This is a genomic window from Amaricoccus solimangrovi (assembly GCF_006385685.1).
Classification (GTDB): domain Bacteria; phylum Pseudomonadota; class Alphaproteobacteria; order Rhodobacterales; family Rhodobacteraceae; genus Amaricoccus; species Amaricoccus solimangrovi.
In genome coordinates this window covers 135,837-152,373 of the sequence record NZ_VFRP01000007.1, presented here as the reverse complement: position 1 = coordinate 152,373, position 16,537 = coordinate 135,837, and the positions used below count along the sequence as shown (strand labels likewise).

Here is a 16,537-nt window from a genome sequence, read left to right as displayed (position 1 = left end):
ACGGGATTTTCCGTGATGTCCGAGCTTCTGCTATCCCCCGAGGTGATCGAGACCGAGCGGCTCCGGCTGCGCGGCCTGCGCCCGTCCGACGCCGCGCTCCTGACGCTCTACGCCAGCGACGCGCGGGTGGCGAAGACGACCACGGACATTCCCCATCCGTTTCCGCCGGGCTACGCGGAGGCCTATGTCGAGAGGGTGACGCGCCCCGGTTCGCGCGATCTCGCCTGGGCGATCGACACCGGCGCGGCGGACGAGGGCAACGGGCTCATCGGCCGGATCTCGCTCCGGGTGCTCGATGACGGCCGGGCCGAGCTCGCATACTGGATCGCACCCGCGTTCTGGGGCGCGGGCTACGCGACCGAGGCGGTGCGGGCGGTGACGGCCTACGCCGATGCCCGGGGCATCGGCGCGCTGGTCGCGCAGGTCCTGCAGGACAACGAGCGCGCGGCTCGGGCGCTGACGCGGGCGGGCTTCGTCTATCTCGGCGAGGGCGAGATCTATTCGGTCGGGCGCGCCGCGATGGTGCCGACCTTCCGCTATCGCCGCGAGGCGGGGAGCACGACGCGATGAAGTTCCTCGATCTCGCCCGCGTGCACCTGCGTTCTGGCCAGGGCGGCCACGGCTGCGTGAGCTTCCGGCGCGAGAAGTTCGTCGAATTCGGCGGGCCCGACGGCGGCGACGGCGGCGCGGGGGGCGACGTCTGGGCCGAGGCGGTCGAGGGGCTGAACACGCTGATCGACTACCGTTACCAGCAGCATTTCTTCGCGAAGAACGGTCAGCACGGCATGGGCCAGCAGCGCACCGGCAAATCGGCCGAGGACGTGGTGCTGAAGGTGCCGGTCGGAACCGAGATCCTCGAGGAGGACGGCGAGACGCTGATCGCCGACCTCACCCGCGAGGGCCAGCGCGTGCTGCTCGCCAAGGGCGGCAACGGCGGCTGGGGCAACCTGCGCTTCAAGACCGCGACCAACCAGGCGCCGCGCTCGGCCAATTCCGGCCAGGAGGGCGTCGAGCGCACGATCTGGCTGCGGCTGAAGCTGATCGCGGACGCGGGGCTCGTCGGGCTGCCGAACGCGGGCAAGTCGACCTTCCTCGCCGCGACCTCGAATGCGAAGCCGAAGATCGCGGACTACCCCTTCACCACGCTGCACCCGAATCTCGGCGTCGTGGGCGTCGATGGCGCGGAATTCGTCATGGCCGACATTCCGGGCCTGATCGAGGGCGCGCATGAGGGCAGGGGGCTCGGGGATCTCTTCCTCGGCCATGTCGAACGCTGCGCGGTGCTCCTGCACCTTCTCGACGGCACCTCCGAGACGCTGGTCGAGGATTACGAGGTGATCACCGCGGAACTGGCGCTCTATGGCGAGGGGCTGGCGGAGAAGCCCCGGATCATCGCGCTCAACAAGGTCGACGCGCTCGACGCGGAAGCCCGCGCCGAGGCGCTGGAGGCGCTGAGGGAGGCGAGCGGCGGGCAGCGGATCTTCGCGATCTCGGGCGCGACCGGCGCCGGCGTGACCGAGGTCTTGCGCGCGCTCCGCGCCATCATCGCCGAGCGCCGCGGCGAGACGGAGGCGACGCGGGAGGAGCGGGCGCCGTGGACTCCCTGACCTCACCCGGACATATCGCGGGCGGAACCCTCGTGGGCGAGGGGCAGGCGCGCGGCTCGGCCGAGCGGCTGGCGGCGGCGAAGCGGATCGTCGTCAAGATCGGCTCCGCGCTGCTCGTCTCCGACGAATCGGGCGGGCTCCGGATGAACTGGCTCGAAGGGCTCGCGGCCGATGTCGCGGCGCTGCGCGAGCGGGGCAAGGATGTGATCCTCGTCTCCTCCGGCTCGATCGCGCTCGGCCGCCGCGTGCTCGCGCTGCCCGCCGCGGCGCTCTCGCTCGAACAGAGCCAGGCGGCGGCGGCGGTGGGCCAGATCCGCCTCGCCCAGGCCTATGAATCGGTGCTGGCGCCGCGCGGGATCAAGACCGCGCAGGTTCTCGTCACGCTCGAGGACAGCGAGCGGCGGCGGCGCTATCTCAACACCCGCCGCACGCTCGGCACGCTGCTCGAGCTCGGCGTGGTGCCGATCGTGAACGAGAACGACACGGTCGCGACCGACGAGATCCGCTACGGCGACAACGACCGGCTCGCGGCGCAGGTGGCGAGCATGGCGGGCGCGGACCATCTGCTGCTGCTCTCAGACGTCGACGGGCTCTACACCGCCAATCCGCGCGAGGACGCGGGCGCGCGCCGCTTCGCCTCGGTCGCGCGGATCACGCCCCGGATCGAGGCGATGGCCGGCGGCGCGGGCTCGGCGCTCTCGAAGGGGGGCATGAAGACCAAGCTCCTCGCCGCGAAGGTCGCGGTCCGCGCGGGCTGCGCGATGTCGATCAGCCTCGGCGCGGTCGAGCGGCCGATCCGCGCGCTCGAGGAAGGCGCGGCCTGCACCTGGTTCGAGGCCGACGGCGATCCGCGCGCCGCGCGCAAGCGCTGGATCCTCGGCATGAAGCCGCGCGGGCGGCTCACGATCGACGCGGGCGCGCTCGACGCGCTCATGCGCGGCAAGTCGCTCCTGCCCGCGGGCGTGCGCGGGATCGACGGCGAATTCCTGCGCGGCGACCCGGTCGAGATCGCGGGACCCGACGGCGACGTGGTGGCGAAGGCGCTCGCGGGGTATGACTCGACCGAGGCGCGGCTCATCATGGGCCACCGCTCGCACCGGATCGCGGAGCTGCTCGGCCATCCCGGCCGGGCCGCGCTGGTACACCGCGACGACATGGCGCTCTGAGGAGGAAGGCGATGGACGGCACTTTCGACATCAAGGCGGAGATGCGCGACATCGGCGCCGCCGCCCGCGCCGCCGCGCGCGAGCTCGCCTATGCCTCCTCCGAGCAGAAGGACATGGCGCTCAGCGCCGCCGCCCAGGCGCTCTGGGACCGCCGGGCCGAGATCCTGGAGGCGAACGCCGCCGACATGGAAGACGCGCGCGCCAAGGGCATCTCGGGCGCGATGCTCGACCGGCTCGAACTGACCGAGGGCCGCGTCCGCGCGATGGTCGAGGGGCTGCGCGCCATCGCGGCCCAGCCCGATCCCGTCGGCGCGGTGCTCGCCGAATGGGACCGGCCGAGCGGGCTCCACATCCGCCGCGTCCGCACGCCCATCGGCGTGATCGGCGTCATCTTCGAGAGCCGGCCGAACGTCACCGCCGACGCGGGCGCGCTCTGCCTCAAGGCGGGCAACGCCGCGATCCTGCGCGGCGGCTCGGAGAGCTTCCGGAGCGCGCGGGCGATCCATGCCTGCCTCGTCGACGGGCTCCGGGCGGCGGCGCTGCCCCAGGCGGCGATCCAGCTCGTCCCGACGCGCGACCGCGCGGCGGTGGGCGAGATGCTCGGCATGGTCGAGCATATCGACGTGATCGTGCCGAGGGGCGGCAAGAGCCTCGTCGCCCGCGTCCAGGCCGAGGCGCGCGTGCCGGTCTTCGCCCATCTCGAGGGCATCGTGCACATCTACGTCGACCGCGCCGCCGATCCCGAGAAGGCGCGGCGGGTGATCCTGAACGCCAAGACCCGGCGCACCGGCATCTGCGGCGCCGCCGAATGCCTGCTGATCGACCGGGCCTATTTCGAGGCGGCGGGCGCGCCCTTCATCGCCGATCTGATCGCGGCGGGGGTAGAGGTCCGGGGCGACGACTCGCTTCAGGCCCTTCCCGGCGTCGTGCCCGCGGGCGCGGAGGACTGGGGGCGGGAATATCTCGATTCGATCATCGCCGCCCGGCTGGTCGAGGGCGTCGACGGCGCGATCGAGCATATCCGGCGCTACGGGTCGAACCACACCGACTGCGTGATCACCGAGGACGACGCGGTGGCCGCGCGCTTCTTCGAGCGGCTCGACAGCGCGATCCTGATGCGCAACGTCTCGACCCAGTTCGCCGATGGCGGCGAGTTCGGCATGGGCGCGGAGATCGGCATCGCGACCGGCAAGCTGCACGCGCGCGGACCCGTCGGCGCCGAGCAGCTGACGAGCTTCAAGTACCTCGTGGAGGGAGACGGCGCGATCCGCGCCTGATCCGGGATCCGTATCGCGACGGGGGCCGGAGCGCCCGTCGCGATACCCCGGAGGGAACGGCTCAACCGTTCCAGGTGCGGACCGGGCCGCAGTCGATATGCACGAAATTCGAGCGGCGGTAGTAGCCGACGCCGCCGCCGTTGCAGCGCAGCGCCGCGCGCTGGATCGTGCGCACGTCGCGGCTCCGGAGCCGGATGTCCGCCGCCATCGCGCGCAGGTGGTAGGAATTGCTCGCCGCGCCCCGCAGCATCCGGTTGGTCTGGGGCGTGCGATAGCCCGAGATCATCATGTAGGGCTCGTTCGTCTCCATCAGCGCCAGGACGGCGGCGAGGTTGTCGATGTTGTTCGGATCGTAGGACCGCACTTCGTTCTGGCGCCAGTCGCGCATGAAGTAGCTGATCTCGGACATCGCCTCGGGGATGTACTTGCCGTCGGCGTAGTAGATCGTCTTGATCGATTCCCCGGTCCGCTGGCTGTACATGGAGATGGAACGGGTGTCGCCCGCCTTGCGCAGCAGTCCCGGAGCGCGCGCGTAGACCGGCGCGGCGGCGACCGTGCAAAGTCCTGCGAATACGCCAAGGATCGCCCGGCGCGACGGTTTGATCTCGTCGATTTTCATTTTACTGCCTCGATATGTGCCCGCGGGACATTTTTCGCCGTCCCTTGCCCGAAAGCTGCCACAGCGCGGCCGACCTGCCAAGTCCGCCGGGCCGCGTCAATGCGATCGGCGGATTTCCGCCGATAACTTATCGTTACCTCTCCGTGCGTTAGGGAGCGTTCTGCATCCAGACCCCTGTAAAACTTGCCTCCCGAGGGTGAAGGCGGTTACGCTGGAGCGCAAAAAAGAGAGCCCGAAGGCGAGGCAGGAGCGGTGATGACTTCAGGAAGGAAGGCGCGTTTTCTCGGGGCCGTGCTGATCGCGGGCCTCGGATGCGGACCGGCGGGGGCCGAGGAGAGGGCCGCGCCGGAACTGGTGGCGAGCGAGTCGGGCGCGGCGCTGGCGCCCGGGATCGTCACCGCCGCCCCGCCGGCGCCGCGCGGGGCGGGCGAGAACCATCCCGGGACCGAGCCGGTGGCCGAGGCCGCGCCGCCGCTTCCGCCCGAACAGGCGGCCTTCCGCGACGCGCTGCGCGCCGAGACCGCCGCCTTTTCCGAGGCCGAGCGGGCGGCGATCGAGGAATTCTACGCCGGGCGCGACTTCGCGCCCTACTGGTCCGCCGATCCCGCCGGGATCGACGCGCTCCTTTCCGCGCTCGGCACCGCCGGGGCGCAGGGGATGCCGGCGGGCCGCTACGACGCGGCGGGGCTCGGCGCGCTCTTCGCCGCGCCCGAGGCGCCCGCGATCCGGCGCGAGGCGGCGGCGAGCCGGGCCTTCCTGCGCTACGCGGGCGATCTGAACTCGGGCGTGCTGCGCCCGTCGCGGGTCGATCCGGAGATCGACGTGCGGCCGGTCCGGATCGCGCCCGGGGCGCTGCTCGCCCGGCTCGACACGGCGCCGGTCGCCTCGGTCCTCGCCGATCTCGCGCCGCCCTCGCCCGATTACGCGCGGCTGATCGCGGAGAAGGCGCGGCTCGAATCCGCCGGGGCGGCCGGGGAATGGGGGCCCGCCGTGGCGGAGGGGCCCTCGCTTCATCCCGGCGACGGCGGCCCCCGGGTCGCGGAACTGCGCGCGCGGCTCGCCCGGATGGGCTATGGCGAGACGGCGGGAGCGGCGGCGGGCGAGACCGTGGCCGAGACGGCGGGCGAGACCGTGGCCGAGACGGCGGCCGACCGCTTCGATCCCGCGCTCCGGGCCGGGGTCGAGGCCTTCCAGCGCGATCACGGGCTGAACGAGGACGGCGTCGTCGGCCAGCACACGCTCGCCGAGATCAACGCGACGCCGGGCGACAGGCTGGCGCGGGTCGTGGTCAATCTCGAACGGCTGCGCTGGCAGAACACCGCTTTCGGGGAGCGCTACATCCTCGTCAACATTCCCGACTACCGCGCGACCGTCTACGAGGGGGGCGCGCCGGTCTGGACCTCGCGCGTCGTGGTGGGCGAGACGAAGACCCGCACCGCGGAATTCACCCAGGTCATGAGCTTCATGGTCGTGAACCCGACCTGGCATGTGCCGAGCAGCATCGCCAAGCGCGACCTGCTGCCGAGGCTGCGGCGCGACCCGATGGCGCTCGCCCGGTCGAACATGCAGCTGATGACGCGCTCCGGCACGGTGATCGATCCCCGGCTGGTCGACTGGAACGCGCTCGGCGACACCTTCCCGTTCCGGATCCGGCAGAGCCCGAGCGACGGCAACGCGCTCGGCAAGGTCAAGTTCATGTTCCCGAACGACCACGCGATCTACATGCACGACACGCCGCATCGCGAGCTCTTCGCCCGCGACGCGCGCGCCTTCTCGAACGGCTGCGTGCGGGTGCAGGATCCCGACGGGCTCGCCCATCTGCTGCTCCGCGATCAGGTGAGCGATCCGGCGCGCTCCTTCGACGACTGGGTGGCGGGGAAGGCGGAAAAGACGGTGATGCTCAAGGATCCGATCCCGGTCCATATCGTCTATCGCACCGTCTTCACCGACGATCAGGGCGTGATCCGCTACCGCGACGACGTCTACGGCCGCGACGCGGAGGTGCTGGACGCGCTCACCGCCGCGGGCGTCGCGCTGCCCGCGGCATGAGGGGGGCGCCGCGTCGCGCATTGACCGGCCCGCCCCCGTCGGTGATAGGGGCGGGAACGGATCCGCGCGGAAGGAATGGGCGATGATCTCGGTCGGTGATCTGGCACGCGCGCTCGGCGCGGAGGTGCATGGCGACGAAACCCTGCCGCTCGACGGCGCGGCCGAGCCGGACAAGGCCGGCCCGGGCCAGATCGCGCTCGCGATGAGCCCGGCCTTCGCGGAGGGGCTTCGGGCCGGCAAGGCGCGGGCGGCGGTGGTCTGGCCCGGCGCCGACTGGCGCGCGCTCGGGCTCGAGGCCGCGATCGTGGCGCCCCGCGCGCGCTACCTGATGGCCGGCGTCACCCATGTCTTCGGCGTCGAGCCGAAGGTCGCCCCCGGCATCCACCCCACCGCCGTGATCGACCCCGGCGCGGAGATCGGCGCGGGCGCGGCGATCGGCCCCTTCGTCGTGATCGGGGAGGGCGCGCGCATCGGCGCCGATGCCCGGATCCTCGCCCATGTCACGATCGCCGAGCACGCGGTGATCGGCGACGGCGCGCTGATCCAGACCGGGGTGAAGATCGGCGCGCGGGTGCGGATCGGGCACCGGTTCATCGCGCAGCCGGGCGCGGTGATCGGCGCGGACGGCTTCTCCTTCGTGACGCCGACCCCCGGCAATGTCGAGGAGGCGCGCGCGGTCGGCGCGATCAGCGCGAAGGCGCGGGAGAGCTACGTCCGGATCAACTCGCTCGGCTCGGTCGTGATCGGGGACGATGTCGAGATCGGCGCCAATTCCTGCGTCGACCGCGGCACGATCGCCGACACGCTGGTGGGCGACGGCACCAAGATCGACAACCTGGTGCAGATCGGCCACAACGTGAAGGTCGGCCGCACCTGCCTCGTCTGCGGCCATGTCGCGGTCGGCGGTTCCACGGTGATCGGGGACCGCGTGGTGCTCGGCGGCAAGGCGGCGGTGGCGGACCATCTGACGATCGGCGCCAATTCGGTCATCACCGGCAATTCCGGCGTCGCCTCGAACGTGCCGCCGAACCGGATCATGATGGGCTATCCGGCCGTGCCGATGGAGGCGAACGTGGAGATGTACAAGGCGCTGCGCCGCCTGCCGCGGCTTCTCTCGCGCCTTTCGCAGCAGCAAAAACAGGTTTCCAAGACCGGGGAGACCGATTAGAGGTTCGGCTTCGGATGACCGACGGAGGCAGCATGTCCGGGGAAGTCAAGGACACAGTCAGGGACAAGGTGGTCGCGATTCTCGCCGAACAGGCCGTGCTCGAGCCCGGCGAGGTGCGCATGGACTCGACGCTCGCGGATCTCGGCATCGACTCGCTCGGGCTGGTCGAGACCGTCTTCGCGATCGAGGAGGCCTTCGACATCCAGGTGCCCTTCAACGCGAACGATCCCAAGGCCTCGGAATTCGACATCAGCACCGTCGAGACGATGGTCCGCGCCGTGGAGAAGCTGATCGACGCGAACCGCTGAGATGCGCCGCGTCGTCATCACGGGCCAGGGGGCGTTCTGCGCGCTCGGGGCGAGCGCCGGGGAGACCGGGGCTGCGATGCGCGAGGGGCGCTGCGGCATCGGCGAGCTCGATTTCGCCGATGTGGAGCGGCTCTCGATCCGGATCGGCGCCCAGATCCGGGGCTACGATCCCGAGGCGCATTTCCCGAAACAGGCGCTGACGCTCTACGATCCCTTCACCCAGTACGCGCTGATCGCGGCGCGCGAGGCGCTCGCGGGGTCCGGGCTCGAGATCACCGAGGAACTGGGCGAGGAGGCCGGCGTCGTGCTCGGCACCGCCGGCGGCGGGCTCCAGACCCAGGACGAGAACTACCGCGACGTCTTCGAGCGCGGCAAGAACCGCGTGCATCCCTTCGTCGTGCCCCGGCTCATGATGAACGCGGCGGCGAGCCATGTCTCGATGGCGCACGGGCTGCGCGGCCCGGCCTTCTCGGTCGCCACCGCCTGCGCCTCCTCGAACCATGCGATGGGCCAGGCGCTCGGCCTGATCCGGAGCGGCCAGGCGCGGGTGGTGCTGACCGGGGGCAGCGACAGCATGCTCTGCTTCGGCGGGATCAAGGCCTGGGAGGGGCTGCGCGTCATGTCGAAGGACGGCTGCCGCCCCTTCTCGGCGAGCCGCAACGGCATGGTGCAGGGCGAGGGCGCGGCGGTCTTCGTCTTCGAGGAATACGAGCATGCGCGGGCGCGCGGCGCCGAGATCCTGGCCGAGGTGGCGGGGTTCTCGATGACCTCCGACGCCTCCGACATCGTGACGCCGAACCAGCACGGGGCCGAGCGCGCGATCCGGGGCGCGCTCCGCGACGCGGGGCTGGCGCCGGAGGCGGTCGGCTACGTGAACGCGCATGGCACCGGCACCACGGTGAACGACAGGACCGAATGCGCGGCGATCCGCGCGGTCTTCGGCGCGCATGCCGATCGGCTTATGGTTTCCTCGACCAAGTCGATGCACGGGCACATCATGGGCGGGACCGGCGCGGTCGAGATGCTCGCCTGCGTGATGGCGCTGCGCGAGGGGGTGATCGCGCCGACGATCGGCTACGACGCGCCCGATCCCGACTGCGATCTCGACGTGGTCCCGAACGAGGCGCGCGCGGCGCGCGTCGGCGCGGTGATGAGCAACGCCTTCGCCTTCGGCGGGCTGAACGCGGTCCTGGCGCTGCGCGCCGTCTGATCCGGATTTCGCCGGCGGCCCGGCCGGGGCCGGCGGAAGGCGGGCGGCCCGGTCAGGCCGCCCGGAGCCGCGTCAGTTGCTGGAGGGCGCGAGCGAGGGCATCGTCGGCTTCGGCGCGGGAGCCGGGGCCGGGGCGGGCGCGGCGGGCATCGGCTGGCCCGCCGGCGCCTCGAGCGAGTCGTAGGCGGCGGTGAAGCCCTTCAGCGACAGGTTGAGCGTCACCGGCCGGTTCGGCTGCGCGATCGAGACGAGCGAGAGCTTGCCGGCCTTGCCGCGCTTGAGGGCGGCGATCGAATCCTGCGCGAGGCCGAACCGGGCGAAGCAGCCGACCTTGCTGCACCAGTTGAACGGATACTGCCGCGCCTGGTCGGTGTCGATCTGGAGCGCGACGCCGGTGGTCAGCAGCGTGCCGAGCGGGCTGACCACGGTCACGCCCGCCGAGGCCTCGCCGCCCGCCGGCAGCTTCAGCAGGCTGACCTCGGCGACCGGGTTGCCCTGCTCGTCGAGCGCGAGCTGGTACATGAAGCATTCGTTGTTCTGCGTCGAGCAGCGCACCTGCCAGTCGCCGAACGTGTCGCGGACGACCTCGCGCGGTTCCTGCGCGGCCGGATCGCCGGTCGATCCCTCGGCCTGCGGCGCGGGCGGCTGGGCCGGGGGCTGGGCGGGCGGCTGGGCCGTCGTCGCATCCGCCGGCGGGGTCGTGGCATCCTGGGCGAAGGCGGGGAGGGCGAGGCCGAGACCGAGGGTCGCGGCCAGGATCAGGCGATGGGCGTCGAACGGCATGACTGCGCGCTTCCTCCGTATGGGTCGGAAGCGGCTTGTCATCCCTCGCCGCGCAAGTCAACGCCGCGACGATAAACCGCGCGTGTCCGGCGGCGGGCGGACGGAGACGATTGCCCTCCCGTCCGGGCCGGGCCATATTTTCGCGGCCGAGCGGGGGTGAGGACATGGAAGAGAACCGGATACTGGTCGGGGGCGCGGGCGAGGGCTACGCGGAACCCTGCGAGCTTCTGCTGCGCTACGCGAACCGGCACGGGCTGGTCGCGGGCGCGACCGGCACCGGCAAGACGGTGACGCTCCAGGTGCTGGCCGAGGGGCTCTCGGCCGCGGGCGTGCCGGTCTTCGTGCAGGATGCGAAGGGCGACGTCTCGGGCCTGTCGCGCCCCGGCGATCCGGCGGGCAGGATGGACTCGGCGCTGCGCGGCCGGGCGGAGAAGATCGGCTTCGCCGATTTCGCCTATCGCGGCTTTCCGGTCGTCTTCTGGGATCTCTTCGGCGCGGAGGGGCATCAGGTCCGTACCACGGTGACGGAGATGGGGCCGCTCCTGCTCGCGCGGATCCTCGAGCTTTCCGACGCGCAGGAGGGCGTGCTCAACATCGCCTTCCGCGTCGCGGACGAGCAGGGGATGGCGCTGCTCGATCTCGACGACCTGAAGGCGATGCTGTCCTGGCTCTCGGAGAACGCGGCCGAGGTCGGGCGCGCCTATGGCAACGTCGCCCCGGCCACCGTCGGCGCGATCCAGCGCGCGCTGCTCGTGCTCGAGAACCAGGGCGCGACCGCCTTCTTCGGCGAGCCGCGTCTCGACCTGAAGGACCTGATGGCGGTCGACGCGGAGGGCATGGGCCGGGTCAACGTGCTGATGGCCGACAAGCTGACGCAGTCGCCCCGGCTCTACGCCACCTTCCTGCTCTGGCTGCTGTCGGAGCTTTTCGAGCAGCTTCCGGAGGTCGGCGATCCGGAGAAGCCGGTGCTCGCCTTCTTCTTCGACGAGGCGCATCTGCTCTTCAAGGACGCGCCGAAGGCGCTGGTCGACAAGGTGGCGCAGGTGGTGCGCCTCATCCGCTCCAAGGGGGTCGGGGTCTATTTCGTCACGCAGAATCCCGACGACGTGCCGGCGGAGGTGCTGGGCCAGCTCGGCAACCGCGTCCAGCACGCGCTCCGCGCCTTCACGCCGCGCGACCAGAAGGCGCTGAGACTGGCGGCGGAGACCTTCCGGCCCAATCCGGCCTTCGACACGGAAACGGCGATCCGGGAAGTCGGGACCGGCGAGGCGGTGGTCTCGCTTCTCGAGGAGAAGGGCGTGCCGGCGATGGTGCGCCGCTGCCTGATCCGCCCGCCCCAGTCACGGCTCGGCCCGGTCACGGCGCAGGAGCGGGCGGAGACGCTCCGGACCTCGCCGCTCGCCGGGCGCTACGACACCGCCGTCAACCGCGACTCCGCCGCCGAGATCCTCGCGACCCGCGCCGAGGCGGCGGCGAAACAGGCCGAGGCCGAGGCGCGGGCCACCGAGATGGCGGAGAAGATGCTGCGCGAGCAGGGGGAGAAGGCCCCACCCGCGCGGAGCCGGAGCACGCGGGCGCCGAAGCCCGAACCCTCGCTCGGCGCCGAGATCGCGCGCACGGTGGTGAAGCAGCTCGGCACCCGGCAGGGGCAGGCGCTGGTCCGCGGCATCCTCGGCGGGCTCTTCCGGGCGAAGTAGCGCGGGAAGGGAGGCCGGGATGACGCCGCGCGCGCGGTTCGAGACGCCCCGGGAAGAGGATCTCGGCCCGCGCCGTCTCACGGGCGCGGCGGGGCTCTCGATCAGCCTGCTCCCGAACGGCTGTCTCCATGCGATCGCGCATCGCCGCGCGAACGGGCGCACGCTCATCAGCCAGATCCCCGGCTCGCCGCTCGACGGCGGCATCGGGCGGCTCTTCCTCCGGCTCGACGGGCGGGTGGCGGAGGCGGTCGGGCCGGGCGCGCGGGTCGCGGTCGGGGCCGCGGAGGATCGCTTCGTCTGGGAGGGCGCGGCCGGGGCGGCGCGGCACCGGGTCACGCTCTGGCTCCATCCGGAGGAGAACCTCTGGCTCTGGCGGGTGGAGGTCGCGAACGGCGCCGCGGAGCCGGTCGCCTGCGACGCGACGCTGGTCCAGGATCTCGGCCTCGGCGATCCCGGCTTCGTGACCGGCAACGCGGCCTTCGCCTCGCAATACATCGACCATCACATCGCCCGGCACCCGGTCGCGGGGCCGGTGGTGATGAGCCGTCAGAACCTCGCGCAGGGCGGCGCGCATCCTTGGCTCGCGCAGGGCTGCCTCGACGGGGCGGCCGGTTTCGCGACCGACGCGGCGCAGCTCTTCGGCCCGGCCTTTCGCGACACGGGCCGGATCGATCCCGCGCTGGAGCTTCCGGGCGAACGGCTGCAGCACGAGGTCGCCTGCCCGGCGATCCGCTCGCGGCGCCTCGTGCTCGCCCCCGGCGCGGAGGCGGGCTGGACCTTCTTCGGGCTCTACCTCCCCGATCATCCCGGGGCCTCGGGCGAGGCGGATCTGGCGCGGCTCGCGCGCGCCTTCGAGGCGCGGGAGGCTTTCGCGCCGCGCGCGGTCGCGCTGGCGCCGGCCCGGAGGAATCTGGCCCGCGAGGCGCCCCTCCTCGCGGGCGCGCCCTTCGACGCGGCGGATCTCGCGGCGCGCTATCCGGATCGGGTGCTGGAGGAGCGGGCGGACGGGCGGCTCCTCTCGTTCTTCGCGCCGGAGGGGGCGCTCAACCGCCACGTGGTGACGCGCGGGAAGGAGAGGATGCTTCTCCGGCGTCACGGCGCGATCCTCAGGACCGGGCAGGGGATGCTGATCGACGAGACGACGATGTGCGCCACCGTCTGGATGCATGGCGTCTTCGGGTCGCTGCTCTCGCTCGGCAATACCTCGTTCCACCGGCTCTTCTCGGCCGCGCGCGACCCCTACGGCATCACGCGGTCGGGCGGGCTCCGGATCCTCGTCGAGACGGAGGCGGGCTGGGCGCTGCTCGGCGAGCCCTCGGTCTTCGAGATGGGGTTGAGCGACTGCCGCTGGATCTACCGGCTCGGCGCCGACCTGCTCACCGTGCGGCTCGTCGCCTCGGGCGCGGATCCCGCGATGACATGGCGGATCTCGGTCGAGGGCGCGCCGCGGCGGTTTCTCGTCCATGCCGGGCTCGCGCTCGGCGAGCGGGAGTTCGCGAGCGCCGGCCGGGTGGAGGTCGACGCGGGCGCGGGCCGGATCGCCTTCCGCCCCGATCCGGCCTCGCTCTGGGGCCAGCGTTATCCGGATGCGGTCTATCACCTCGTCGCCGCCACGCCGGAGGCGGTGGAGGCGATCGGGGACGACGCGCTGCTCGATCCGGAGGGGGGGCCGGGGAGCGGCGGCTTCGTCGCGCTCCGGACGCGGCCGACGCGCGCGTTCCGCTTCGCCGTGGTGGGCGCGCTCCGCGATCCGGCGGAGGCGGAGCGGCTCGCGGCGCGCCACGCGCGCGGCGTGCCGGAGGCCGAGAGCCTCGCGGCGGCGGCCTACTGGCGCCATGTGACGCGGGAGACGCGGCTCGGCGGTACGGGCGCGGGCGTGGCGGCGGCGAACGCGGTCCTGCCCTGGATGGCGCGGGACGCGATGGTGCATCTGACGGTGCCGCACGGGCTCGAACAATCGGGCGGGGCGGCCTGGGGGACGCGGGACGTCTGCCAGGGGCCGGTCGAATTCCTGCTCGCCCACGAACACGACGCGGTGGCGCGGGAGATCCTGCGGATCGTCTTCGCCGAGCAGGGCGCGGAGAGCGGCGACTGGCCGCAATGGTTCATGCTCCCGCCCTACGAGGCGATCCGCGACGCCCACAGCCATGGCGACGTGATCATCTGGCCGCTGAAGGCGCTCTGCGACTACATCGAGGCGACGGGCGACACGGCCTTTCTCCGGGAGCCGCTCGCCTGGCGCGGGGAGGACGGGGCGGTGACCGCGCGGCGCGATCCGGTCGCGGCGCATGTCGCGAAGCTGATCGCCACGGTGCGCGCGCGCTTCATCCCGGGCACGCATCTGATCCGCTACGGCGAGGGTGACTGGAACGACTCGCTGCGCCCGGTCGATCCGGCGATGCGCGACTGGATGGTGAGCGGCTGGACGGTCGCGCTCCTCTACCAGCAGTTCGGCCGCTACGCCGGGATCCTCGCGCGGGCGGGGGAGGCGGCGGAGGCGGCGGCGCTGCGCGACCTCGCCGGGGCGATCCGGGCGGATTTCGCGCGGTACCTGATCCGGGGCGGGGTCGTCGCGGGCTACGCGCTGTTCGGCCCGGAGGGCGGGGCGCCGGAGCTTCTGCTCCATCCGGCGGACCGGCGGACCGGCCTCTCCTATTCGCTGCTGCCGATGACGCGGGGGATCATCGGCGGGATCTTCACGCCGGCGGAGGCGCGGCGGCATCTGGACCTGATCCGGGAGCATCTGCTCTTCCCCGACGGGGCGCGGCTGATGGACCGGCCGGTGGCCTATCGCGGCGGGCCGGAGCGGGTGTTCCAGCGCGCGGAATCGGCGGCCTTCTTCGGGCGCGAGATCGGGCTCATGTATGTCCACGCCCATCTGCGCCACGGCGAGGCGCTGGCGGCGCTGGGCGAGGCGGAGGCGCTCTGGCGGGCGCTCGGCCTCGCCAATCCGGTCTCGGTGGCCGACCTGGCGGCGAATGCCGCGCCGCGCCAGCGCAACGCCTTCTTCAGCAGTTCGGACGCGGCCTTCCCCGATCGCTACGCCGCCGAGGCGGACTGGGCGCTCCTGCGCGCGGGACGCGTGGCGGTCGAAGGCGGCTGGCGGATCTATTCGAGCGGGCCGGGGCTCTACACGCGGCTCCTGCTCTGCCACGCGCTCGGGCTGCGGCGGTGGTTCGGGGAGCGGGTCGTGGCGCCGGTTACGCCGCCGGGGCTCGGGCCGGTCACGCTCGACCGGGTGATCGACGGGCGGGCGGAGCGGTGGGATCTCAGCCCGTGAGTCGCGGGCTCTCGAAATCGAGGCGGCGGAGGCCGTCGCGGATCTCGGGGCAGCTCATGAACAGATTCCAGAGGAGGCCCGTGCGCGCGTTCTCGATCATCACCACGATCGGCCCCTGGTCGATCGCGAGATGCGAGGCGGCGTACCAGTCCTCGGTCTCGCTGAACGCGTCGACGAAGCCGAGGTCGGTCCAGATGCGCGGCCCCAGCGCGCCGTGGAAATGGCGGAGCGCGCGCATCGCGGCCTCGGGCGCGTAGGGGAAGGAGCCGAGCGCGGCGGCGGGGGCGATCACGCCCCGGTCGTTCGCGGGCGAGAAGCCGTCATAGCCGCGGGGACCGTCGCAGGCGGTCAGGCCCCAGCAGTCCGGCCCGTAGCCGAGGAAGCCGCCCGGATTGGCGATGCAATGCGCGCGGTTGATCCGGGTATGCGCGGTGTTCTGTTCCCAGTAGTCGGCGTAGCGGTCGCGGAGCCCGCGCGGGTCGAGGCCGAGGAAGGAGTAATGCGCGAGAAAGAGCGGCCCGCCCCGGTCGGGGCCGAGCGGCAGCGTCACGCCGTCGTAGCTCCGGCCGTTCAGGAAGGCGCGGCCATCGGCCCAGCCGCGGTGATAGACCTCGGCGCTGACCGGGTAGCGCGGGGCGGAGGCGGCGAGCAGATAGGTGACGAGGCATTCGTTCCAGCCCCGGATCTCGTGGTTCATGCTCCAGCCGTTGTTCGGGCTCCAGTGCCAGTAGAGCACGTTCCGCCCGCCTCGCGTGTGCCAGTCCCATTCGACCTCGCGCCAGAGCCAGTCGATGAGCGCGCGCAGCCGCGTCTCGCCTTCCTCCGCGCCGTCGAAGAACTGCCGCGCGCAGAGAAGGCCCATGATCAGGTAGGAGGTCTCCACCAGATCGGCGCCGTCGTCCTTGCGGCTGAACGGGATGGTCCGCCCGGTCTCGCCGTTCAGGAAATGCGGCCAGACGCCGTGATAGCTGTCGGCCTTCTCGAGGAACTTCGCCATGGTCCAGAGCCGGGCGACCGCCTCCCGCCGGTCGATCCAGCCGCGCGAGACGCCAACGATGATCGCCATGACGCCGAAACCCGATCCGCCGGTCGTCACCGCCTCGAGCCCGTAGCGCGGCGTCACGTTGCTCCGCTCCCGCGCGAGGCCGGAGACGGGATGGGCGAAGTCCCAGAAATAGCGCAGCGTCGCGCGCTGCGTCAGGTCGAGCAGCGCCGCGTCGCCGGCCTCGGCGGGGCAAAGGGTTCCGGCCCCGGTGTCACTCATGCCGCGCTCCTTCCGCCGTTTCCCGGCCACTCTCGCAAAGGCCGGGGCCGGGCGGAAGGCTGTTGTCGCCTCGCCATTCGGGAGTATCGTCGCGCAAGGATCAGGCGGC

13 protein-coding genes are annotated in these 16,537 nt (G+C 72.2%); 10 read left to right on the top strand and 3 right to left on the bottom strand.

Annotated features, from left to right (window positions below; translation table 11 throughout):
• Nucleotides 1-15: 15 nt before the first annotated feature.
• The 4 genes from FJM51_RS09475 to FJM51_RS09460 all read left to right on the top strand — a co-directional run bounded on the left by FJM51_RS09475 (nt 16) and on the right by FJM51_RS09460 (nt 4,050).
• Nucleotides 16-570, top strand: a complete 555-nt coding sequence (locus FJM51_RS09475) for a GNAT family N-acetyltransferase (RefSeq protein WP_140453894.1) — start codon at nt 16-18, stop codon at nt 568-570.
• Nucleotides 567-1,607, top strand: a complete 1,041-nt coding sequence (obgE, locus tag FJM51_RS09470; RefSeq protein ID WP_140453893.1) for a GTPase ObgE — start codon at nt 567-569, stop codon at nt 1,605-1,607. The genes FJM51_RS09475 and obgE overlap by 4 nt, the downstream gene beginning before the upstream one ends.
• Nucleotides 1,608-1,675: 68 nt before the next feature.
• On the top strand, nt 1,676-2,773 hold the full coding sequence (proB, locus tag FJM51_RS09465) for a glutamate 5-kinase (protein WP_140453953.1): 1,098 nt from the start codon (nt 1,676-1,678) through the stop codon (nt 2,771-2,773).
• Between the two features lie 11 nt (nt 2,774-2,784).
• Nucleotides 2,785-4,050, top strand: coding sequence for a glutamate-5-semialdehyde dehydrogenase (locus FJM51_RS09460; protein WP_140453892.1), 1,266 nt, complete (start codon nt 2,785-2,787; stop codon nt 4,048-4,050).
• Between the two features lie 61 nt (nt 4,051-4,111).
• Here FJM51_RS09460 and mepK read toward each other — a convergent pair whose 3' ends face one another.
• Nucleotides 4,112-4,669: a peptidoglycan L,D-endopeptidase MepK gene (mepK, locus tag FJM51_RS09455; protein ID WP_140453891.1), complete on the bottom strand. Its 558-nt coding sequence runs from the start codon at nt 4,667-4,669 to the stop codon at nt 4,112-4,114.
• A 255-nt stretch (nt 4,670-4,924) separates the two neighbouring features.
• Between mepK and FJM51_RS09450 the strand changes: the two genes are divergently transcribed.
• The 4 genes from FJM51_RS09450 (at nt 4,925) to FJM51_RS09435 (ending at nt 9,404) form a co-directional block, all read left to right on the top strand.
• Nucleotides 4,925-6,718, top strand: coding sequence for a L,D-transpeptidase family protein (locus tag FJM51_RS09450; RefSeq protein WP_140453890.1), 1,794 nt, complete (start codon nt 4,925-4,927; stop codon nt 6,716-6,718).
• 82 nt (nt 6,719-6,800) lie between these two features.
• On the top strand, nt 6,801-7,886 hold the full coding sequence (gene lpxD, locus FJM51_RS09445) for a UDP-3-O-(3-hydroxymyristoyl)glucosamine N-acyltransferase (protein ID WP_140453889.1): 1,086 nt from the start codon (nt 6,801-6,803) through the stop codon (nt 7,884-7,886).
• A gap of 32 nt (nt 7,887-7,918) precedes the next feature.
• Nucleotides 7,919-8,194, top strand: a complete 276-nt coding sequence (locus FJM51_RS09440) for an acyl carrier protein (protein WP_140453888.1) — start codon at nt 7,919-7,921, stop codon at nt 8,192-8,194.
• Between the two features lies 1 nt (nt 8,195).
• Entirely contained in the window at nt 8,196-9,404 is a 1,209-nt protein-coding gene (locus tag FJM51_RS09435; RefSeq protein ID WP_140453887.1) for a beta-ketoacyl-[acyl-carrier-protein] synthase family protein, read from the top strand.
• Nucleotides 9,405-9,476: 72 nt separating this feature from the next.
• Here the strand turns inward: FJM51_RS09435 and FJM51_RS09430 are convergent, their stop codons facing one another.
• Nucleotides 9,477-10,187 carry an invasion associated locus B family protein gene (locus FJM51_RS09430; RefSeq protein ID WP_140453886.1) on the bottom strand — a complete coding sequence of 237 codons (711 nt, stop codon included), beginning with the start codon at nt 10,185-10,187 and terminating at the stop codon, nt 9,477-9,479.
• A 164-nt stretch (nt 10,188-10,351) separates the two neighbouring features.
• Here FJM51_RS09430 and FJM51_RS09425 point away from each other — a divergent pair, with 164 nt between their 5' ends.
• Together FJM51_RS09425 and FJM51_RS09420 are read left to right on the top strand one after the other, a co-directional pair.
• Nucleotides 10,352-11,884, top strand: a complete 1,533-nt coding sequence (locus FJM51_RS09425; protein ID WP_140453885.1) for a helicase HerA-like domain-containing protein — start codon at nt 10,352-10,354, stop codon at nt 11,882-11,884.
• A 19-nt stretch (nt 11,885-11,903) separates the two neighbouring features.
• Complete coding sequence (locus FJM51_RS09420) at nt 11,904-15,164, top strand: cellobiose phosphorylase (RefSeq protein WP_140453884.1); 3,261 nt, start codon at nt 11,904-11,906, stop codon at nt 15,162-15,164.
• On the opposite strand, the gene FJM51_RS09415 is transcribed toward FJM51_RS09420, so the two are convergent.
• Entirely contained in the window at nt 15,154-16,428 is a 1,275-nt protein-coding gene (locus FJM51_RS09415) for a glucoamylase family protein (RefSeq protein WP_140453883.1), read from the bottom strand. The two genes, FJM51_RS09420 and FJM51_RS09415, sit on opposite strands and share 11 nt — an antisense overlap.
• Between the last annotated feature and the right edge of the window lie 109 nt (nt 16,429-16,537).